The following is a 19,488-nucleotide window of genomic DNA, read 5'->3' as shown; positions in this document are numbered from 1 at the left end:
CTCGGTGCGATTTCACGAAGCTGAACGGGGGGTGACTACAATCCTGGCCTTGTCGCGCGGCACGGTGGTGATATTGCGCACCCGTCCGCGTTCGGATTTCGCACCCTCGGGCACGGCGAGGGTGTAGCGGGACAGGATTTCGCGCAGTACCGTGGTGCCCTCCATCAGCGAGAATCCGGCGCCGATACAGCGGCGCACTCCACCGCCGAAGGGCAGCCAGGTATTCGGTTCGACTTCGCCGTCGAGGAAGCGCGACGGCCGGAAGGTCGAGATGTCGGGATAGTTGGCGGGACTGCGGTGCGCCAGCAGAATCGAACAGCTGACGACGGTGCCCGCGGGCAACTCCCAGCCGCCGATGGTCATATCCCTGGTGAGTTTGCGGACCGCGCCGGGTATGACGGTGCGCAGCCGCATCGCCTCCTTCATGACGGCCTCGAGTGACTTGTCGTCGTCGGTACGGACCGCTTCGCGGGCGTCGCGCTGTACCTGCGGGTTGACCGACAGTTCGTGCAGCGCCCAGGACAGCGCGGCCGCGGTGGTTTCGTGACCGGCCAGCAGCAGGGTGATGAGTTGGTCGCGCAGTTCGGCGTCGGTGAGCGGCGGATCGGATTCGGTTTCGCCGCCCGCCTGCAGCAGCCGGGACAGCACGTCGGTGCGTTCGGCCAGGTCGGGTGCGGTGCGCCGGGCGGCGATCTCGGCGTACAGCAGATCATCGATGGCGGCCATATTGTCGTGGAAGGACTTCCACGGCGGATACTTCTGCAGCGCCGGTTTCATCAGGCCGAGGTATTGCAGCTGGCCGACCGTGACGATGCGGCCGAGGCGCGGCGCGAGCGAGGCCCGGGTGCGCTCATCGGTGACGCCGAAGACCACCCGCATGATCACCTCGAGGGTGAGCGCGTTCATCCGGTCGAGGGTGATCACCGTCGAACCGGGCCGCCAGCGTTCCACCTCCGCGGCGGCGATCTCGGCGACCAGATCGCGGTAGCCGCGCAGGGCCGCGCCATTGAATGCGGGCATCAGCAATCGGCGGGCCCTGGCATGTTCGGCCTCATCGGTCAGCAGCACCGAATGCTGACCCATGACCGGGCCGAGGATCTGATTGCCTTCGCCCGCGTGCAGGTCGCGTGGGTCACCCGCGAAGATCTCCTTGATGTGTTCGGGGCGGGTGAATACGACGAGGTTCCTTGCGAACGGCGGGACATGTAGCGAGAAGACATCGCCGTAGCGGCGCCGCAACGGCGGCAGCATCTGGGCGCGGTTACGGATGTACAGCGAGCCCTGCAGAAATGCGGGAATCGGCGGACCGGGTGGATACGCCGCAGTCATCGTTTCCCTCCGCATCCGGCGCCGGACGCATCGTTACGCCGGTTCTCTGCACTGTTGCACAGTTGTCCGGCGTGACGGAAGACCCTGGGACACAACGCCTGATCAGCGGGGCCGTCCGCAGATCTGCGCACCCCGGAACGCCGGACTCAACGCAGCGCGGGTGTCCCTGCCAATTCGACCGGCAGATCCCGCAATCCCCGGATGAGCATGCTCTCCCGCCAACGCAATTCCGCACCATCGGCGGCCAAGCACAGGTCCGGATACTGCTCGACCAACCTCGTTATCGCGATGCGCGCCTCCAGCCGGGCCAGGCCCGCGCCGAGGCAGTAGTGGATGCCGTGGCCGAAGGCCAGATGGCCGGACGTCGAACGCTGCGGGTCGAACTCCGCGGCGTCACCGAAGTGCCGTTCGTCGTGATTGGCCGAACCCAATGCGACCAGTACCAGTTCGCCCGCGGGAATGTCCGTGCCGCCCAGGGTGATCGGTTCGGCGGTATAGCGCAGGGTCGCCACATTCACCGGACCGTCGTAGCGCAGCATCTCCTCGATCAGGGCGGGCACAGCCTCGGTATTGGCGTGCAGCGCGCGGTAGCGCGCCGGATCCGAGAGCAGGGTGAGCACGGTATTGCCGATCAGGTTCACGGTGGTCTCGTGGCCCGCGACCAGGATGAGGAACACCATGGAGATCAGCTCGTCATCGGTGAGGCGGTCACCGTCGGCATTGGCGGCGATCAGATCCGAGACGAGATCCTCCTCGAGGCCCTCCGCCCGTCGCCGAGTGATCAGCTGCTCGAAATAGTCGGCGATGGCATCGGTCGCGTGCCGGACCTCCTCGGGCGTCGCGGTGGACAGTTCGACGATGATGCGCGACCACTCCCGGAAATCCGCGCGATCGGCGACCGGCACACCGAGCAGTTCGCAGATGACGGTGATGGGCAGCGGAAACGCGTACTCGGACAACAGATCCACCCGGTCCGCGCCGTCCGCGGCGATACGGTCCAGGAGTTCGTCGGCGATCGCGAGCACGCGCGGCGCCAGCGCCTCGATCCGGGCGGGCGCGAATGCGGGCGCGACCAATCGGCGCAGCCGGGCGTGCCCCGGCGGATCGGTATTCAACAGGTGGTAGCTGATTCGGGTATTCACCGCACCGACGCCGGTGTCATCGGTGGGCAGACCGCGGGCCTTGCGGCTGGCGTCGGTGCGCGGATCCTTGCGGATGGCCGGATGACGCAGCACCTCGCGCGCGACGTCCAGATCGACCACCAGCCAGGCGCGCACGCCGGTATTCAACTCGATGGGGTGCACGGGGCCTTCGGCGCGCAGCTCCTCGTAGAAGGCATACGGCGTATGAAAGAAGTCCTGCGGCAGCTTTCTCATTCGACGGCCCTTCCCCGTTCGCGAGTTGTCTTGCGCCCCTTCGATAGTGGCACGCGTCACCGATCTCGACCACCCGCGCGCCGACCGTGGCCAGCGAATCTGACCAGAGGATGACCTTCGCGCGCACCGCATCCGACGAAAGGATGACCGCGACGGTTTCACCGGGCACGGCCACCGCCGGGCCGATACTCTCCGCAGATGGGACCGATTTCTCCTGTCCTGCGCGGAGCCCGGATCGCGAATTCGTTCGCCTTCGGATTGCAGGGCTTTTTCTTCGCGGTGGTGCTCACCGAACTGCCGCAACAGAAGGATCGCTTCGGCCTGTCCGATGGCTTGATCGCGGGTTCGGTGGTGCTGGTTTCGATCCTCGCGGGCGTCGGCAGCGTGGCGGCCGAGCAGGTGGCCACGCGATGGTCGAGCCGAGTCACCGTGCGGATCGGACTGCTGGGCATCACAATCACTGGATGCGCCATCGCGCTGGCTCCGAATACCCCCGTACTACTGATCACGCTCGGGCTCTACGGAATCGCGGTCGGCATCGTCGATGCGAGCACGAATATGCAGGGCGTGTTCATTCAGCACGGATACGGGACCTTCATCCTGTCGTCGTTCTACGCGGCGTGGAGTGCCGGATCGATCCTCGGCGCGCTGTTCGTATCCGCCTGCGAGGCAACAGATGTCACGCTGCGTGAATCGCTGATGACGGCGGCGGGCATTGTTCTGGTAGTCGGAGTGGTGATCGGCCCGCGCCTGCTCGGCGCCAAGGAAGCCGAATCCGGTCCGGCGGAAGTGGCCGACAGTGAATCCGGAGCATCCGGGATGGTTCCGCTGCGCATGTACCTCGCCTTCGGCATCGCGGCCTCGCTCGTATTCGCGATCGATCTCGCCGTCAGCAACTGGTCGGCGTTGTATGTGAAGGAGGATCTACTTGCTAGTTCGTCCACCGCGGCGTTGGCGTTGGCGGTCTATCAGTGCGCGTCGCTGGCCGCCCGGCTCAGCGGGGATCTGTGGGTACGGCGGCTGGGCGGACGTCGGGTGGTACGCATCGCGGGGGCGATCGGATTGCTCGGGCTGGCCGTCGCGGTGATCGCGCCCGGACCGGTCGTCGCGATCGTCGGATTTCTGATCGGCGGTTTCGGTACCGGCGTCGTCGCACCGCTGTGCTTCAGCGAGGCCGGACAGCTGACCAGCGGACGGCAGCTCGACGCACTCATCGCACGTCTGAATCTGTTCAATTACGCGGGCACACTCGTCGGCGGCGGGCTGGTCGGCGCGATCGCCGCCGGGTTCGGACATCGGATCGGTTTCGTGATTCCGGTCCTGTTCATGGCAATCGTTATCGGACTCGGGGGTGTATTCCATTCCCGTTCCGAACCGGATGAACTTTCCGCTGACAGCGCCGGTCGTGCTGTACTGGACACATGAGCAACATCCCAGTCACCGTCGACCGGGCCGGATTGTGGGACGCCGAGGCGCTCAGTGACGTTGCGGCCGCGACCTTTCCGCTCGCCTGTCCGCCGCACGCCACTGCGGACGATATCGAGATCTTCATCGCCGAGGTGCTCTCCGGTGAACGCTTCGGCGAATATCTGACCGACCCCACCCGGATCGTGCTCAAGGCGGTGGCGAACGGCGATATCGTCGGCTACGCGATGTTGCACTACGGTGACCCGGCCGATCCCGACGTCGCCAAGGCCGTCGACCTGCGACCGGCCGTCGAGATCAGCAAGATGTACGTGCTGCCCGGCCACCATGGCGCCGGTGTGTCGAAGGCACTGATGAAGGCATCACTGGAGCAGGCCCGCGAGGAGGCGGTCGCCGGGGTGTGGCTCGGGGTCAACCAGCAGAACCAGCGCGCCCAGCGGTTCTATCTCAAGCACGGATTCGAACGGGTCGGCACCAAAACCTTCACCGTGGGCAGCCAGTTGCATCACGATTTCGTCATGCGACGGGTTTTCTGACCGGATCAGGCCACGAACTCGACCACCGCCGCATGGAAACTCGGCTCCACCACTGCCATCAGGTGATCGCCGGGCACGACCCGCAACGTCGCGTCGGGTAGGGCAGCCGCGAGCCGATCGGGCTCGGCGGCGAACGGGTCCTTGTCACCGGCCAGAACCAGGCTCGGCATCGTGATATCGGCCAGGGTCTTGATCGGCTCGTCATCGAGGCCGGTCGCGACCGCCTCGATGGCATCGCGATCGGCGCGCACCGCGTCGGCGAGAATCCGGAACATCATCGCGATCGGTGGTGTGCCCGCGCCGTCACCGCGCATGGCGGCGCGCAGATCGTCGATATCGATGACGCGCCGGTCGACGCCGCCGCAATCGAGCACACCGGAGCCGATGCCGCCCACAGCCAGCTTGCTCACCCGCTCGTCCGCGCCCGCGACCAGCAGCGAGATGATCGCACCCATCGAATAGCCCACCTGCACAACGCGATCGAAGCCGAGTTCGTCGTACAGTGCGCTGACATCGCGTGCCATCCCCGCCCATGAATACCGCGCCGGATCATGGGGTTTCTCGGATCGACCGTGCCCACGCGCATCCAATGACACCACGGTGCGCCCGGCGGCCTGCAGAGCGGCGACCACCCCGGTGGCCATCCAGTTGGCATTCGTATCGGCGACAACCCCGTGTTGCAGTACGACCGGGATGCCGGTGCCCTCCCATACGCGGTAGTTGAGCTCCAGGCCGTCCCAGGTCTTGAACGTCGTCATGACCGGATCGTAGCCCCTCTGATGATTGACAAGTTCCGTATGTTCAGTCTTTACTGAACATATCAGTCTTTACGGAACACGAGAACCTTGCGTACCTGTCGAAGGAGCATCATGACCACCGCCGCGATCCGCACCGAGGGCCTGACCAAGCACTACGGCAAGCACGTCGCACTCACCGACCTGAACCTCGAGGTCGGCCAGGGCGAGGTGTTCGGGTTTCTCGGGCCCAACGGCGCGGGCAAGTCCACCACCATCCGCATCCTGCTGGATCTCATCCGACCGACCGCGGGTCGCGTCGAGTTGTTCGGCATCGAGCCGCGCGTCGGCGGTGCGCAATTGCGCAAGCGCATCGGATACCTGCCGGGCGAACTCGAGATCGAGGGCCGCAATACCGCTCGTGAGCTACTGACCTTCCTCGCCGATCTGCGCGGCGATGTCGCACCGACACGGATCACCGACCTCGCCGATCTGCTCGATCTGGATCTGTCCAAGAAGGTCGGCGCGATGTCCAAGGGCAATAAGCAGAAGGTCGGCATCATCGCCGCCTTCATGCACAATCCGGATCTGCTGATCCTCGACGAACCCACCTCGGGACTGGATCCGCTACTGCAGCAACGCTTTCTGGACCTGGTCGCCGCGGCCAAGCGCAACGGTCAGACGGTGTTCATGTCCTCGCACATTCTCAGCGAGGTGCAGCAGAGCGCCGATCGGGCGGTCATCATGCGCGCCGGTCGACTGCTCGGCACCGAGAATGTCGAGGATCTGCGCAGGCGTTCGCCGCGATCGGTCGAATTGGTCTTCGGCGAGGACGTTTTCGGCGACGACTTCGCCAGACTGCCCGGCGTGCGCGATCTGTCCGTCGACGGAAAGACCTTGCGCTGCACCACCGAAGGCGAGGTCGACGGTCTGTTCAAGATTGCCGCGAAATACCGACTGGTGAGCGTGCTGTCCACCGAGCCGGATCTCGAGCAGATCTTCTTCAGCCTCTATGGCCGCTGATCATCCCCAACCGAATCATTTATCGCACAGGAGCATTCGTGATGACTCGCTCGATTTTCACCCAGACCTCGAAAGAACAGCGGCGCGGCTTGATCGGCTGGTCGACCGGTTTCGCCATCATTCCGATGATGTATCTGCCGTCCTATCAGTCGCTGAAGGAGCAGGGCTCGCTGGATATCAAGCAGAACAAGATGTACGAAGCCATGGGTCTCAGCAATTTCGCCAGCGCCAGTGGATATTTGAACGCGACGGTGTACTCGCTGATGGGTCTGCTGCTGATGCTGATCTTCGCGGTCACCTTCGCGAGCCGCTCGGTGGCGCAGGAGGAGAACGGGATGCTGGATCTGCTTCTCGCACAACCGATCAACCGGATGAACCTGCTGCTGCAGCGATTCGCCGCACTGGCCGTGCAGATCGCGATCGCCACCACCGTGCTCACCCTGAGCGTTATCGCCGGGACCGATGCGGGTGGGCTGGACGTTCCCACCGGCAATATCGTGGCGGCCAGCGCGGGCCTCGGATTGCTGGCGCTGGTCGTCGGTGCGATCACGCTGCTGGTCGGCGCGGCCACCGGAAAGCGTTCGGTGACACTGGGTACGGCGTCGCTGATCGCGGTGGCGGGCTATCTTGCCAACAACCTCGGTGATGACTTCGTGCGCAAGCTGTCGCCCTTCTACTGGGCCAATGGCGGTGCGCCCCTGGTGCACGGCTGGAACGGCACTCACCTGGTGGTGCTGATCGTCGTGGCGGCCGTCGCCCTGGTGCTGGCGCTCGGCGCCTTCGATCGCCGCGATCTGGCGGTCTGATCGACCGATCCGGGGCGGACCGACACGGTCCGCCCCGTTTACCGCTATCCGCGTTCTGGAAGGGATACTTCTGCGATGGGCACCACCGACAACGAGCAGACAACCGGACCGACTCCGGAAAAGCTGGCATTCGTCGAGGATTTCGCGCTCGTATTGGAGCGGATGGGCCTGGTCCGGATGACCGGCCGGGCCGCGGGGTGGTTGCTGGTCAGCGATCCGCCGGAGCAGACCTTCGGCCAGATCGCCGATGCGCTGCAGGCGTCCAAGGGTTCCATTTCGTCGGCATTGAAGACACTGGTCACCATGCGCTGGGTGGACAAGATCTCCAAGCCAGGCGATCGCAAGGACTACTACTCGATCCGGCCCGGAATTCTGCCGGAGCTGACCCGTCAGCAGAGCGGTATGTACACCGACCTCACCAACATGACCGCCCGCGGACTCGCGCTGTTCGACGACCCGAATGGTGCTGATGCCGAACGGGTTCGGGATATGCACGAGTTCTTCGTGTGGATGGGCAAGGAGCTGCCCGCATTGATCGATCGCTGGTACGCGGAGCACCCCGCCTGAATCAGGCGAGCAGCTTCGCCTTCAGCGCCGCGATATCGGTGGCCGACAGCTGCAATCCCTCGCGGACGTAGTCGTCGAAACTGCCGTAGCTCTGGTTCGCCTGGTCGAAGGCCGCATCCAGCCATCCGGCCGAGACGCCGTTGAGTGGATCGTTCGGGCTCGCATTGCGGTACTGGTTGGACAGCAGGTAATCCTGCGTGACGGTGTCGCGGTCCACGCCGAGGACGGTCAGCAGTACGGCAGAGGTCCAGCCGGTGCGGTCCTTGCCCGCGGTGCAGTGGAACAGGACGGCGCCGTCGGTATCGATGATGTCGCGCAGCACCGAGGCGAAGGCCTCGTTCGCGCCCGGCGCGGTGATGAAAGCGCGGTAGAGGTCATCGCCGCCGGTGAGGGTGGTGACCAAGGTTTGCGGCGGGGCTTGGCCGATGACGTCGTTCCAGTTCGCGACCGCACCGCTCGGCACGCGATCGGCCGCGATGGTCCGCTCGTAGACGGTGCGCAGATCGTCGACGACGCGCACCTGACGGTCGGTCAGCACGGCCAGATCGGCCGGAGTGGCATTGTTGAGCTGGCCGGTGCGGTAGACGAGTCCGGTGCGCACCCGGTGGCCGTCGGTGGTGCGGTAACCGCCCGCGTCGCGGCCGTTCTGCACGCCCTGCAGGTTCAACGCGCGGTCGAAGGTGACCGGATCGGCGACGTAGACCGGGTCGGCCGGTGCGACGCCTGCCACCGGCCCGAAGGCGACAGTCAGACCCGCGGCCAGCGCCACCGGAACTCGAGCGGAACGACGGACCGCGCCTGCTCCGACCATTACGCCGCTACCTCGAAGCGCGAAAGCGCGAGCAAACGCGAAATCGCGCGCAGGTACTTCTTGCGGTACCCGCCGTCGAGCATTTCCTTGGAGAAGATCTCGTCCAGCTTCGCACCCGAAACGGTCACCGGGACGCTCGCGTCGTACAGCCGGTCGGCGAGCACGACGATCCGCAGCGCGACCGCCTGATCGGTCACCGGATGCACATCCGAGATGTATACCGAGGACACCCCCGAGATCAGCGCGCCGTACTTGGACGGGTGCAGTGTGCTCAGATGCTTCAGCAGCGCGTCGAATTCGTCGAGCGTGGAACCCGGTGTGGCAGAGGCACGTTCGGTGAGCAGCTCCGGCGAGGTCGGTTCCGGCGCTGGCGGCAGATCGCGGTGCCGGTAGTCCGGACCGTCGACGCGCACCGCCTCGAAGATCGAACCGAGCTTCTTGATCTCGCGCAGGAAGTCCTGGGCGGCGAAGCGCCCCTCCCCCAGCTGGCCGGGCAGGGTGTTGGAGGTCGCGGCAATGGAGACGCCGCGCGCCGAGAGCTCGGTCAGCAGCCGCGAGACCAGCATGGTGTCGCCGGGATCGTCGAGTTCGAATTCGTCGATGCACAGCACGCTGTTCGCCGCGAGCCGCTCCAGCGCGTTGTTGAAGCCGAGTGCGCCGACGAGATTGGTGAGTTCACCGAAGGTGCCGAAGGATTTCGGCGCGGGCGCACTGTGGAAGATGGAGGCCAGCAGGTGGGTCTTGCCGACACCGAAGCCGCCGTCGAGGTAGAGGCCGGCCCCGCTGATCGGTTTCTTCTTCCCGAACAGGCTCTTCTTGTTCGCGGCCTGATAGATCTTGGTGACCTGACCGGCGAAACCCTCGGCCTTGCCGACCGCGGCCGCCTGGGACGGCTCCTGCGGATCTGGAATGTAGGAGGCGAAACTGACCTCGTCGAACATGGGCGGTGGCACCATCTGGGCGACCAACTGGTCCGCCGGAACCTCCGGATGGCGATCGACAAGGCGCTCTTGCATGCTGGAAGCCTAATGACGTGGTGTGATCTTTCTTCATGCAGCGTATCCACAATGCGATCCAGCTCACAGGACTGAGCCGGGACGACCTGGCCGACCTGTACGCCTACCCCACCGAACTCCAGGCCCCTTGGGTCCGCGCCAATTTCGTCTCCAGCATCGACGGCTCCGCCACCAGCGACAATGTCTCCGAGGGCCTCGGCACCCCAGCCGACAAAACCGTTTTCATGCTGTTGCGCCAATTGGCCGATGTGATCGTGATCGGCGCGGGCACCGCGCGAGCGGAGAACTACGGCGGCGCCGGGACCGACCCCGTCTTCCGGCGTGCACTCTACGACCGCGGAATCGGCGGACATCGCGACGGCGCGCCGCCGCCGATCGCCGTGGTCACCGCGAGCGCCGCGCTGGAGCCGGGCGCGCGGCTGTTCACCGAAACCAAAGTTCCGACACTCGTCATTACGACCAGCACCGCGCCGGAGGATCGCAAACAGCAGCTCGCCGAGGCGGGTGCGCACGTCATCGAGGCGGGCGGTGTCGCGATCACCCCGCGGGGCCTGCTCAACACACTCGACGACCTCGGGCTGCGGCGCGTGCTGTGCGAGGGCGGTCCGCATCTGTTCGGTGAGCTGCTGGAGGCGGACGCGGTCGACGAACTGTGCGTCACCACCGCGCCGATACTGGTGGGCGGCACCGCCCGCCGAATCTCGCTGTCCGCCCACGAGTTCCGGGTACCGATGGTGCGCCGGCACATCCTGCTCGACGACGACGGCACCATGCTTGCCCGCTGGACCCGTTCATGAACAAACCGCACGAACCTGGCAGGCTGTAGCGCATGCGCTGGACTCGAGCCGTCGTGCTGGCATCGACACTCTCGATCATGATCGCCGGATGCGGTGCGGGACCTTCCGATCGCCCCGGCGTCGCCGTCGAGCGCGCGCCGCAGGGCGGGGCGGTTCCGCACCCGACCACGGTCATCGCGCCGCCGCCGGATGCCGGTGTCCCCAAAACCGATCTGACCTGGCGCGATTGCACCACACCGACGCTGGATCTGCTCGGCCTCGGTCCCGCGCCGACCGGCTTGGTGCTGGACTGCGCCGAATACACCACGCCGATCGATTCGACCGGTGGTGTGCTCGGCAACTTCCGCACCGGCGCCATGCGGGCCCGGCTGCCGCAGACTCCGACCGATGTCGCGCCGCTGGTCATCACCTCCGGCTCGGACCGCTCCTCGACCGCGACACTGGCCGGGCTCGCCGTCGGCGCGGGCAACGGGCTGCTGGCCGGTCGCCCGATCGTCGCGGTGGACCGGCGCGGCCTCGGCACCTCGCAACCGATCGACTGCATGACCGTCGAGTCCCGCCGCGGCCTCGCCGATAACGGGCAATTCGGTCCGGGCGCAAGCGATCCCGTCGAAGCGGTGACCGGATTCAGCCAGGACGCCACCATCGCCTGCCGCGACTTCCTGCAGCCTTATGAGGGCACCTTCGACGCACCGCACGCCGCCGACGACATCGAACAGTTGCGCAGGCAGTGGCAGGTCGATCGGATCGATCTGCTGGGTTCGGGCAATGGCGCGAAGGTCGCGCTCAGCTACGCCCGGAAGTTCGGCGACCACTTGGCGCGGCTGGTACTGGACTCGCCGGAGGCGGTCGGCGCCGATGCCGTCACCCGCACCGAACAGCGCGTCCAGGGCGCGGAGGCCGCCGTTACCGCATTCGCCCAGCGCTGTACCGGAGTCGGCTGCTCACTCGGTGCCGACCCACGCGCGGCGATCATCGAGCTGGTGCGCAAGGCGGGCAGCGGCGGACTCGGTGACATCTCCGCGAATGCGCTGTTGACCGGTTTGTCGGGCTTCCTGGCCGGTCCACGCGACCAGTCCGCGCACATCACCGAACTCGCCGACGCGCTCTCCGCCGCCGGGCGCGGCGATCGCGGCCCGCTCGGGACGCTGATCCAGCGCGAAACCGCCGCTACCGCGGCCGACGGTCAGTTCGTCAACCGCTGCACCGATAACCAGCTGCCGCCGAGCCCCACCAAGGCCAAGGAACTCGCGGACACCTGGGGTACCAAATATCCGGTCTTCGGCAGGTCGGCCGCGATCGGGATGATGGAATGCGTCGCCTGGCCGGTCACTGCCGCGCCGCCGCTGCCGGAGAAGCTGGACCTGCCGGTTCTCGTGCTCGGCGGGGTGGCGGATCCGTTGGTCGGCGACGGCGGTCAAGCCTCGGTGACCGGAGCGCTCGGCGCTGCGGGGGCGCGCAAGGCCGCGATCACCTGGCAGGGATGGGGTCATCCGGTTTTCGCCCATTCCGGTTGTGCGCAACGGGCTCTCACCGATTACTTGAAGGATGCCAAGCTGCCCGCCGATGGCACTGCTTGCCCCGCATGAGCAAGTGAATCGGACAACATCGGCGCGCCAGGTAGGTCCCGGCAACCGTGGCGTGCGGATCCGGTGTACCGTGCCCCAGTGTTACTTCGACAGCTCGAGCCTCGCACCGCTCGCACCACCGCCGAGGTGATCAAGTTCGCACTCTGGCCCCTCGCGGTCATGACCGTGCTCAACCGGATCTTCATCAAGGCAGTCAACGGGTTCATCACCGATGACTTCAAACCGGTCTACAACGCGTCGCTGGCCTTCCTCAACCACCGACCGGTGTACACGGCAAATTACAACCTGGTGGATCCGCACTACTTGTATCCGCCGAGCGGCACGCTGCTGATCGCGCCCCTGGCGCTGATCGATCCGGAAAAGTCGCGCTGGTGCTTCATCCTGCTGAATGCCGCCGCCATCATCGTGGCCTGGTACCTGCTGCTCAAGCTGTTCAAGTTCACGCTGTCCTCGGTGGCCGCCCCGGCGCTGCTGCTGGCCATGTTCAGCTCCGAAACCGTCATCAACACACTGGTTTTCACCAATGTGAACGGATGCGTGCTGCTGGCCGAGGTGGCCTTCCTCATGCTGCTGCTGGCGCGGCGGGATCTGTGGGCCGGTGCGATATTGGGTTTGAGTATCGCGGTGAAACCGACGCTCGCCCCGCTGGTGCTGATCGCGGCGGCGCGTGGGCAGTGGAAGGTGTTCTACACCGCCATCGGTGTTCCGGTGGCGCTCACAGCGATCGCCTGGCCGATGTCCGAGGATGCGGACAAGTTCTTCACCCGTACCGCGCGCTACATCTTCGAATCTCGGGACTACTTCAACAGCGCGATCGTCGGCAATGCGGCGTACTACGGTCTGCCACTGTGGCTGACCTGGGGTATCCGGATCGTCATGGGCATCGTCGTCGCCATAACGCTGTGGCTGCTGTACCGCTACTACCGCGAGGACGAACTGTTCTTCGTCACGACCGCCTCCGGTGTGCTGATGACCGCGTCGTTCCTGCTGTCCTCACTTGGACAGATGTACTACTCGATGATGCTGTTCCCGCTGCTGATGTCGGTGGTGCTGCGCAATTCGGTGATGCGGAACTGGCCGGCGTGGTTGGCGGTCTTCGGATTCATGTCCTACGACAAGTGGCTCTCGGACCGCTGGCAGGGCCTCGGGCGCAACCTCGAGTATCTGCGCATCACCTTCGGCTGGGGTCTGCTGCTGATCGTTATCGCGTGTGTGCTGGTCGAGCGCTATCTGGCGGCGCGACGGGAAGGTCGGCTGCCGTTCGGAATCGATCCGGAGTGGATGCGCTCGGCGCCGGATTCGCGGGATTCCGCCGAAGACGCGCCGCGGGTGGTCGAGCCGGAGACGGCATACGAGAGCACTCCGCAGGAGGCGGCGAACGGCAGGGAATTGCTCGACGAACCACGCGCGAGTGCGCTCAAGTAGGACGGCACATTCGACGCATGCGTCGAAAACCTATTAGCGTGGAGCAATGAGTTCTGACGCCGACACGTCCCTACCCGCGCCCCGGATTCAGCTGACCCCACAGGAGTGGAAGGCCAAGCTGAATCCGGAGGAGTACGCGGTGCTGCGACAGGCCGCGACCGAGCGTCCGTTCACCGGCGAGTACACCGACACCAAGACCGAGGGCGTCTACGTCTGCCGCGCGTGCGGGTCCGAATTGTTCCGCAGCACCGAGAAATTCGATTCGCATTGCGGTTGGCCGTCGTTCTTCGACCCGGCGAAGTCGGAGGCGGTCATTCTGCGCTCCGACGACGCACTGGGCATGCACCGGGTCGAAGTGCTGTGCGCGAATTGCCACAGCCACCTCGGCCACGTCTTCGAGGGCGAGGGATACAACACGCCCACCGATAAGCGCTATTGCATCAACTCCATCGCCCTGCAACTGCACCCCTCGGGCAGTGCAGCGGAGTAGAACGACTGCGGCGCTGAGCGAAAGATACAGACCGACCGGCATGTTGCGCATGCCCCGAAAAACTGGGGCACCCGCAAACGGTCGGTGAATCGGACCGGTCAGTGATCAGGGCAGCGCGGCGATGAGCTTTTCGATTTCGACGCGGGGGCCGGTGAAGAAAGGGACCTCTTCGCGCACGTGCAGGCGGGCCTCGGTGGCGCGCAGGTCACGCATGAGGTCGACGATGCGGTGCAGTTCCGGGGCCTCGAAGGCGAGGATCCATTCGTAGTCGCCGAGGGCGAAGGAACTCACGGTGTTGGCACGCACATCCGGGTAGCCGCGCGCGGCCTTGCCGTGGTCGGCGAGCATCTTGCGGCGCTCGTCGTCGGGCAGCAGATACCACTCGTAGGAGCGGACGAAGGGGTAGACGCAGATGTAGTTGCCCGGATCCTCACCGGCCAGGAACGCCGGAATGTGACTCTTGTTGAATTCGGCGGGCCGATGCAGCGCCACATTGCTCCAGACCGGCGCGCTGGCCCGGCCGAGTTCGGTGGTACGCCGGAAATCCGCGTACGCCGACTGCAGATCCTCGACCCGCTCGGCATGCGACCAGATCATGAAGTCGGCATCGGCGCGCATCCCCGCGACATCGTAGATGCCGCGCACCACGACATCACGCTCGTCGAGCCCGTCGAAGAACGCCCGCGCCTCCTTGATGGCAGCCTCACGGTCGTCTCCCAGCACCCCTGGCTGCACCTGGAACACCGAGAACATCAGGTAGCGGATGGTGGAATTGAGTGCTTGATAGTCGAGTCGCGCCATGATTCCTATCGTGCCACTGCCGCGGATCGACGCATCGCTGCGGGCCGTTCCGGACCGGGATGCGAGCGCCGCGTGCGCGACCTCACCCGTACGGTCGCTGCGTGAACTGCTCGGTGCGGATGCGTTGATCGGGCGTATTGGGTGCGCGAACCGACTGCACCATCACGGCCGGATGCCCCGCCGTGAGCGACAGTCGGTCATCCGGGTGCGGTTCAACGCATCAACTCGTCGTCCATAGCGGACACGCCCACCGCCCGACCGGGAGCAGCACGCGTTCACGCCGAGACCGTCGACAGATCGAATTCCCGACCGACGCGAGGTCTTCGCGGCCATCAATACCGGTCATTTGACGGTGCGACTGCCGAGCGGCAGCGTGTGGTGTGGTGCCGATCAGCTCGCCGCAGCTCGGGCCAGGGCACTGCGACCCCGTCGCCGCGTGGCGCAGCGCCAACCTGGACACGGCAGCTCAGGTCTGGGCACGAGTGAAGTCCCAGTGCGGGCACAGCGCGGATCAGGATGCCGCAGCTCAGATCCAAGCGCTCAGCACCGCTGTCGCGCAGTGCGGATCACGGGGCGGTGGTGTGGGTCAGGGTGGTGGCTATGCGGTGGGCGGCCGCGGTGCCGGAGGCCACGCAGGCGGGGACGCCGACGCCGTGCAGGTAGGCGCCTGCTATGGCGAGGCCCTCGAAATCGGCTGTGGTGGATTCGATTTCGGCTATGCGGTCGAGGTGGCCGGGGGCGTATTGGGCGAGCCCGCCCGGCCAGCGTTGCACCACGGCGGAGATCGGCTCGATGGTGGCGCCGGTGACGGTGGCGAGGTCTTCGGCGGCGGCCGCGATCAGGTCGGCGTCGGACCAGGTCTGAGTGGCGTCGTCGCCGAATTTGCCGAATGAGGCTCGGACGGCGGCGGTTTCACGTTCGGCGAGGTGGGTCCACTTGCGGCTGGACAGTGTGAACGCCTTGGCGCGCAAGGGTTCTCCGGTAGCGACCAGGATGCCGGAATTCTGCGGTAGCGCGGTGTCACGCGGGAGAGCAAGGGCCACAACGACGGACGAGGAGAGCTGGATTCCCGCGGCGGCCGATGCGGCGGCCGGGGCGAAGGGGCGCAGCAGGTTCGCGGTCACGGGGGCGGGTGTGGCGAGCACCACCGCGTCCACCGCGCCGACCGGTTCGAGGACCCAGCCGTGGCTCGCGCGGGTCAGGTGGGTTGCCGAGGTCGCGGTGACGAATTCCGCCTCGGATTTCGCGGCCAACACATCCAGGAGGACCCGGTAGCCATCGCGCAGGCCGCCGAAGACAGGCGCGTTCGAGGGCGGCGGCATGGCGGCGCCAACCGCCTCGGTGAGGCTCGATGCGCCATCGTCGAGCGCTGCGGCCAGGGTCGGCAGTGCGGCGCGCACCCCGATGGAGCGCGAACTGCCCGCATAGACACCGCCGAGCAGCGGATCGACGCTGCGCTCGGCGACCTGCGTGCCGAACCGGTCGGCGACCAGACTGTAGACGTCGATATCGGCGTCCGGATACCAGGCCAGTGGTCGTCGCGTCTCCGCATCGATCCGCTCGAGCGTGTCGGCATCGACCAACCCGCGCATCGACTCGGCGTCCGACGGAATGCCCATCAGCGTGCGTTCCGGCAGCGGATGCGCACACCCCTGTGCCCAGACCAGTGGCCGCAATCCGGCTGGCACCACCAGCTGCGACTCCATCCCGAGCTCGCGCAGTAGCGCGGGTACCTCCGGCCGCCGCCCGACGAACGCCTCCGCCCCGAGATCCAAAGGCTCCCCGGCCAGTTCGCCGGTATACAGAATCCCGCCGAGCCGCGCACCCCGATCGATGACCACGATCTCAGCGTGTGCCCCGAGCAGCCGCCTTAACCGGTACGCCGCGACAAGCCCGCTGATCCCGCCACCGACCACCGCGATTCTCATGTCGCGACCGTAGCCCGCCGACGGACCCGCACCGAGCACACCCCTGACCTTCGTGACCGAGCACACGGTCGAGCGGCGGGTCAGCGGTCGCCGCGCAACTGCGCCCGGATCTCCGGCTTGAGCACCTTGCCGATCTTCGAGCGCGGCAGGTCGGGCCAGATCTCCACCTGCTTGGGAGTTTTCACCGCGCCCAGGCGTGCCTTGGTGTGCGCGCGCAGTTCGTCGCCGGTCGCGGTGTGGCCGCGAGTCAATTGGACGACAGCGGTGACTCGCTCGCCCCATTTATCGTCGGGAAGTCCGATGACCGCGCAGTCCTGGACGGCCGGGTGGGTCAGCAGCGCCTGTTCGACCTCGGCGGAGTAGACGTTGAAGCCGCCGGTAATGATCATGTCCTTGGCCCGGTCGACGACATAGAGATAGTTGTCGGCATCGAGGTAGCCGATATCCCCGGTGTGATGCCAGCCGTATCGCGACACCTCGGCGGTCGCGTCCGGATTCTTGTGGTACCCGGCCATGACCAGCGGGCCCCTGACCACGATTTCGCCGCGCTCCCCTGCGGGAAGCAGGTGCCCCTCGGCATCCATGATGGCCACGCGAGTGAGCGGAGTGGGCCGTCCGGCCGAGGACAGTCGTTCGGTGGCGATCGAGCCGTCGGGGCGGAAGTGATCCTTCGGTGCGAGCGTGGCGACCATCATGGGCGCCTCGGACTGCCCGAACAGCTGGCCCATGACCGGTCCGATCCGGTCCAGCGCCGCGGCGAGCCGGGCGGTCGACATCGGGGCTGCTCCGTACCAAAGGCACTGCAGCGAGCCGAGATTCGCCTCCGGCAACGCCGGATGATCCAACAGCATGTAGATGAGTGTCGGCGGCAGGAAGGTGTGGGTGATCCGGTGCCGGTCGATCAGCGTGAGGAATTCACCGAGGTCCGGCGCGGGCATCACGACGATCTCCCCGCCGAGGACCAGGATCGGAAAGCACAACACTCCCGCGGCGTGGGTCAGCGGTGCCAGCGCCAGGTAGCGGGGTCGAGGTTCGAACGGATAACTCATCAGGGTCAGGGCCGTCATCGTCTCGATATTGTGGCCGGTGAGCCGAACCCCCTTCGGCCGCCCGGTCGTGCCACCGGTGCCGACCAGCATGGCGAGCTCGTCGATCGGCTCGACCTGCCACGGATCATCGGGGCATTCCCGCACCCAGTCGTCGAAAGATGGTGCGTCGGCGGCCTTTCCGTCCAAACAGACCAATGTCCGCAGCCCGGGCAGTCGCGGTGCGATAGCGGAAACCAAAGGTGCGAAGGCGGATTGGAATATCAGACAGGTGCAGTCGAACAGGTCGAGCAGCTCTCGATTCTCGGCCGCCTCGTTGCGAGGATTGATCGGGCACCACACCGCACCGGCACGGGCGATGCCGAAAACACAGGCGAAGGCCAGTGTGTCATTCGCCGACAGGATCGCGACCCGTTCGCCGGGCCGGACCCCGGATCGCGCCAGTGCGCGTGCGATCCGCCACGACAACTGCTGTACCTGCGCGTAGGTCAGCGTGTGCCCGTTCATGGTCAGGCAGGGTGCGGCGGCGCCGAGCGAGGCGCCCTTGTCGAGATAGTCCGTCAAACGCACGGTAATCCTCTGCGGAAGCTTTTGCGGGAGACGCCGATTCGGGCCACAGGCGGGCGACACTGTCCACCCGTGACCCGAGGCCGCGATCAACGGTGCACGGTCAGTACCGGTTCCGCGACCAGCCCGAAACCGCGCAGCACCCCGAGCAGTTCCCGATGGCCGAAGGCCTGGCACGCCGAGGCGAACCCGGTTCGTTTCGGCGGCGCCTGCAATAGGGCGTTCGCGGCAAACGCCTGCAGCAGGCCGGTCTGCTTGTAATTGCAGTTCCCATGGATCACGCAGTGGGCACGCGCCAGCGGTCCGGACGCGTACACGGAGTCGAGCGAGGTGTTGATCCGCGGATTCTCCCGCGGCGGCATCTCGTCGCGAACCAGCGCGGCCTGTTCGGCCAGTACGCGGTATTTCTCCTGCACCGGAAGGTCTTTCACCTGCTCGACGACCGCCTGCACGATTTGCGGCACGCCCTGCATCAACGGCCGGTTGAATACGCCGCCGAGCACCTTCACATTCGCCACCCGCGGATCGCGCTTGAACCACACCGGATGCGAGGTGCCGCCCCAGGGCAGTGCCAGCCCGATCTCGTGCTGGCCGGGCACAACCACGTCGTAGAGTCCACCGTCCGCGGGCCACTCCACATACTGGTTCTGTTCGAGGTAGTAGGCCTTGGACAGCGCGGCATTGACCAGGATCGTCTTCGTGGACGCGACGGTCGGGAAGCCTTTCCAGAAGACCTGGATATCGAGGGTGTCCAGACCGGGGGTTTCCAGGCAGATATTCGCGGCGATCTCGCCGGTGGTGTACATCTGCGCGACGCCCGGCGCGAGCAGCAGACCCCGCGCGGCCATTTCCTCGCCGTATTGCTCGTCGCAGTCGATCAGCCAATCCTGTTCGCCGGTGGTGTCCAGATAGTGGGACCCCGCGGCCACACATGCCCGCACCACCTCGTGCCCGTACTGCGCGAACGGGCCGACGGTATTGCAGACAACGGCGGCGCCGCGAAACAGTTCGGTCAGCGATGCGACCTCGTGTGCGACCTCGACGACCTCGTGCTCGACGGTCTCGATGCCGGGAATCTTGTCGATCGCCTCCTGCAGCCGGGCCTTGTCCCGGCCCGCGGCGATGAACGGAATATTGAATTCGCGGAGATATTCACAGACCAGTCGGCCGGTGTATCCGGATGCGCCGTAGACGACTACGGGCTTATCGGTACTCATCAGAT

The 19,488-nt window shown here is 66.1% G+C and carries 18 protein-coding genes; 9 read left to right on the top strand and 9 right to left on the bottom strand.

Annotated elements, in window-relative coordinates; genetic code table 11:
* Window positions 1-12 precede the first annotated feature (12 nt).
* Window positions 13-1,329, bottom strand: coding sequence for a cytochrome P450 (locus tag ACQP1T_RS14445; RefSeq protein WP_433760674.1), 1,317 nt, complete (start codon window positions 1,327-1,329; stop codon window positions 13-15).
* Window positions 1,330-1,475: 146 nt separating this feature from the next.
* Entirely contained in the window at window positions 1,476-2,705 is a 1,230-nt protein-coding gene (locus tag ACQP1T_RS14440) for a cytochrome P450 family protein (RefSeq protein ID WP_433760672.1), read from the bottom strand.
* A 198-nt stretch (window positions 2,706-2,903) separates the two neighbouring features.
* On the opposite strand from ACQP1T_RS14440, the gene ACQP1T_RS14435 reads away from it, so the two are divergent.
* Window positions 2,904-4,130 (top strand): MFS transporter, encoded by a 1,227-nt coding sequence (locus ACQP1T_RS14435; protein WP_433760670.1) that lies wholly within the window; start codon window positions 2,904-2,906, stop codon window positions 4,128-4,130.
* Window positions 4,127-4,666, top strand: a complete 540-nt coding sequence (locus tag ACQP1T_RS14430) for a GNAT family N-acetyltransferase (RefSeq protein ID WP_433760669.1) — start codon at window positions 4,127-4,129, stop codon at window positions 4,664-4,666. The genes ACQP1T_RS14435 and ACQP1T_RS14430 overlap by 4 nt, the downstream gene beginning before the upstream one ends.
* Before the next feature lie 5 nt (window positions 4,667-4,671).
* Here the strand turns inward: ACQP1T_RS14430 and ACQP1T_RS14425 are convergent, their stop codons facing one another.
* Window positions 4,672-5,424 (bottom strand): alpha/beta fold hydrolase, encoded by a 753-nt coding sequence (locus tag ACQP1T_RS14425; RefSeq protein ID WP_433760666.1) that lies wholly within the window; start codon window positions 5,422-5,424, stop codon window positions 4,672-4,674.
* Window positions 5,425-5,535: 111 nt separating this feature from the next.
* Here ACQP1T_RS14425 and ACQP1T_RS14420 point away from each other — a divergent pair, with 111 nt between their 5' ends.
* From ACQP1T_RS14420 to ACQP1T_RS14410, 3 genes are all read left to right on the top strand, one after another.
* A complete protein-coding gene (locus tag ACQP1T_RS14420; RefSeq protein WP_433760665.1) occupies window positions 5,536-6,423 on the top strand; it encodes an ABC transporter ATP-binding protein in 888 nt (295 codons plus the stop codon).
* A 41-nt stretch (window positions 6,424-6,464) separates the two neighbouring features.
* Window positions 6,465-7,229: an ABC transporter permease subunit gene (locus ACQP1T_RS14415; protein WP_433760663.1), complete on the top strand. Its 765-nt coding sequence runs from the start codon at window positions 6,465-6,467 to the stop codon at window positions 7,227-7,229.
* A 75-nt stretch (window positions 7,230-7,304) separates the two neighbouring features.
* The gene (locus ACQP1T_RS14410; RefSeq protein WP_433760661.1) at window positions 7,305-7,796 is read left to right on the top strand and encodes a GbsR/MarR family transcriptional regulator; all 492 of its coding nucleotides are present in this window, start codon (window positions 7,305-7,307) and stop codon (window positions 7,794-7,796) included.
* Between the two features lies 1 nt (window position 7,797).
* Here ACQP1T_RS14410 and ACQP1T_RS14405 read toward each other — a convergent pair whose 3' ends face one another.
* Window positions 7,798-8,607, bottom strand: coding sequence for a tyrosine-protein phosphatase (locus ACQP1T_RS14405; RefSeq protein ID WP_433760660.1), 810 nt, complete (start codon window positions 8,605-8,607; stop codon window positions 7,798-7,800).
* Window positions 8,607-9,623 carry a cell division protein ZapE gene (gene zapE, locus ACQP1T_RS14400; protein ID WP_433760658.1) on the bottom strand — a complete coding sequence of 339 codons (1,017 nt, stop codon included), beginning with the start codon at window positions 9,621-9,623 and terminating at the stop codon, window positions 8,607-8,609. The genes ACQP1T_RS14405 and zapE overlap by 1 nt, the downstream gene beginning before the upstream one ends.
* Window positions 9,624-9,658: 35 nt before the next feature.
* On the opposite strand from zapE, the gene ACQP1T_RS14395 reads away from it, so the two are divergent.
* The 4 genes from ACQP1T_RS14395 to msrB all read left to right on the top strand — a co-directional run bounded on the left by ACQP1T_RS14395 (window position 9,659) and on the right by msrB (window position 13,924).
* The gene (locus ACQP1T_RS14395) at window positions 9,659-10,420 is read left to right on the top strand and encodes a pyrimidine reductase family protein (protein WP_433760657.1); all 762 of its coding nucleotides are present in this window, start codon (window positions 9,659-9,661) and stop codon (window positions 10,418-10,420) included.
* A gap of 32 nt (window positions 10,421-10,452) precedes the next feature.
* Complete coding sequence (locus tag ACQP1T_RS14390) at window positions 10,453-12,009, top strand: alpha/beta hydrolase (RefSeq protein WP_433760655.1); 1,557 nt, start codon at window positions 10,453-10,455, stop codon at window positions 12,007-12,009.
* Window positions 12,010-12,087: 78 nt separating this feature from the next.
* On the top strand, window positions 12,088-13,434 hold the full coding sequence (locus tag ACQP1T_RS14385; protein WP_433760652.1) for a glycosyltransferase family 87 protein: 1,347 nt from the start codon (window positions 12,088-12,090) through the stop codon (window positions 13,432-13,434).
* Between the two features lie 46 nt (window positions 13,435-13,480).
* Window positions 13,481-13,924: a peptide-methionine (R)-S-oxide reductase MsrB gene (msrB, locus tag ACQP1T_RS14380; RefSeq protein WP_433760649.1), complete on the top strand. Its 444-nt coding sequence runs from the start codon at window positions 13,481-13,483 to the stop codon at window positions 13,922-13,924.
* A 105-nt stretch (window positions 13,925-14,029) separates the two neighbouring features.
* Here msrB and hemQ read toward each other — a convergent pair whose 3' ends face one another.
* The 4 genes from hemQ to ACQP1T_RS14360 all read right to left on the bottom strand — a co-directional run bounded on the left by hemQ (window position 14,030) and on the right by ACQP1T_RS14360 (window position 19,483).
* The gene (gene hemQ / locus ACQP1T_RS14375) at window positions 14,030-14,725 is read right to left on the bottom strand and encodes a hydrogen peroxide-dependent heme synthase (RefSeq protein WP_433760647.1); all 696 of its coding nucleotides are present in this window, start codon (window positions 14,723-14,725) and stop codon (window positions 14,030-14,032) included.
* A 566-nt stretch (window positions 14,726-15,291) separates the two neighbouring features.
* Complete coding sequence (locus ACQP1T_RS14370; RefSeq protein WP_433760646.1) at window positions 15,292-16,653, bottom strand: protoporphyrinogen oxidase; 1,362 nt, start codon at window positions 16,651-16,653, stop codon at window positions 15,292-15,294.
* Between the two features lie 80 nt (window positions 16,654-16,733).
* The gene (locus ACQP1T_RS14365; protein WP_433760645.1) at window positions 16,734-18,269 is read right to left on the bottom strand and encodes an acyl-CoA synthetase; all 1,536 of its coding nucleotides are present in this window, start codon (window positions 18,267-18,269) and stop codon (window positions 16,734-16,736) included.
* 86 nt (window positions 18,270-18,355) lie between these two features.
* Complete coding sequence (locus tag ACQP1T_RS14360; RefSeq protein WP_433760643.1) at window positions 18,356-19,483, bottom strand: DUF5938 domain-containing protein; 1,128 nt, start codon at window positions 19,481-19,483, stop codon at window positions 18,356-18,358.
* Window positions 19,484-19,488: the final 5 nt, after the last annotated feature.

The organism is Nocardia sp. CA-135398, from assembly GCF_050955845.1.
Lineage (GTDB): Bacteria > Actinomycetota > Actinomycetes > Mycobacteriales > Mycobacteriaceae > Nocardia.
The sequence above is the reverse complement of the archived record's forward strand: the minus strand, read 5'-3'. Positions and strand labels throughout refer to the sequence as shown.

Bases quoted from the DNA above. Each gene is read 5' to 3' on its own strand.
- ACQP1T_RS14425 (WP_433760666.1), bottom strand. From the start codon at position 5,424: ATGACGACGTTCAAGACCTGGGACGGCCTGGAGCTCAACTACCGCGTA.
- ACQP1T_RS14395 (WP_433760657.1), top strand. From the start codon at position 9,659: ATGCAGCGTATCCACAATGCGATCCAGCTCACAGGACTGAGCCGGGAC.
- ACQP1T_RS14390 (WP_433760655.1), top strand. From the start codon at position 10,453: ATGCGCTGGACTCGAGCCGTCGTGCTGGCATCGACACTCTCGATCATG.
- ACQP1T_RS14405 (WP_433760660.1), bottom strand. From the start codon at position 8,607: ATGGTCGGAGCAGGCGCGGTCCGTCGTTCCGCTCGAGTTCCGGTGGCG.
- ACQP1T_RS14445 (WP_433760674.1), bottom strand. From the start codon at position 1,329: ATGACTGCGGCGTATCCACCCGGTCCGCCGATTCCCGCATTTCTGCAG.
- msrB (WP_433760649.1), top strand. From the start codon at position 13,481: ATGAGTTCTGACGCCGACACGTCCCTACCCGCGCCCCGGATTCAGCTG.
- ACQP1T_RS14370 (WP_433760646.1), bottom strand. From the start codon at position 16,653: ATGAGAATCGCGGTGGTCGGTGGCGGGATCAGCGGGCTTGTCGCGGCG.
- hemQ (WP_433760647.1), bottom strand. From the start codon at position 14,725: ATGGCGCGACTCGACTATCAAGCACTCAATTCCACCATCCGCTACCTG.
- ACQP1T_RS14430 (WP_433760669.1), top strand. From the start codon at position 4,127: ATGAGCAACATCCCAGTCACCGTCGACCGGGCCGGATTGTGGGACGCC.
- ACQP1T_RS14360 (WP_433760643.1), bottom strand. From the start codon at position 19,483: ATGAGTACCGATAAGCCCGTAGTCGTCTACGGCGCATCCGGATACACC.
- ACQP1T_RS14440 (WP_433760672.1), bottom strand. From the start codon at position 2,705: ATGAGAAAGCTGCCGCAGGACTTCTTTCATACGCCGTATGCCTTCTAC.
- zapE (WP_433760658.1), bottom strand. From the start codon at position 9,623: ATGCAAGAGCGCCTTGTCGATCGCCATCCGGAGGTTCCGGCGGACCAG.
- ACQP1T_RS14410 (WP_433760661.1), top strand. From the start codon at position 7,305: ATGGGCACCACCGACAACGAGCAGACAACCGGACCGACTCCGGAAAAG.
- ACQP1T_RS14415 (WP_433760663.1), top strand. From the start codon at position 6,465: ATGACTCGCTCGATTTTCACCCAGACCTCGAAAGAACAGCGGCGCGGC.
- ACQP1T_RS14420 (WP_433760665.1), top strand. From the start codon at position 5,536: ATGACCACCGCCGCGATCCGCACCGAGGGCCTGACCAAGCACTACGGC.
- ACQP1T_RS14435 (WP_433760670.1), top strand. From the start codon at position 2,904: ATGGGACCGATTTCTCCTGTCCTGCGCGGAGCCCGGATCGCGAATTCG.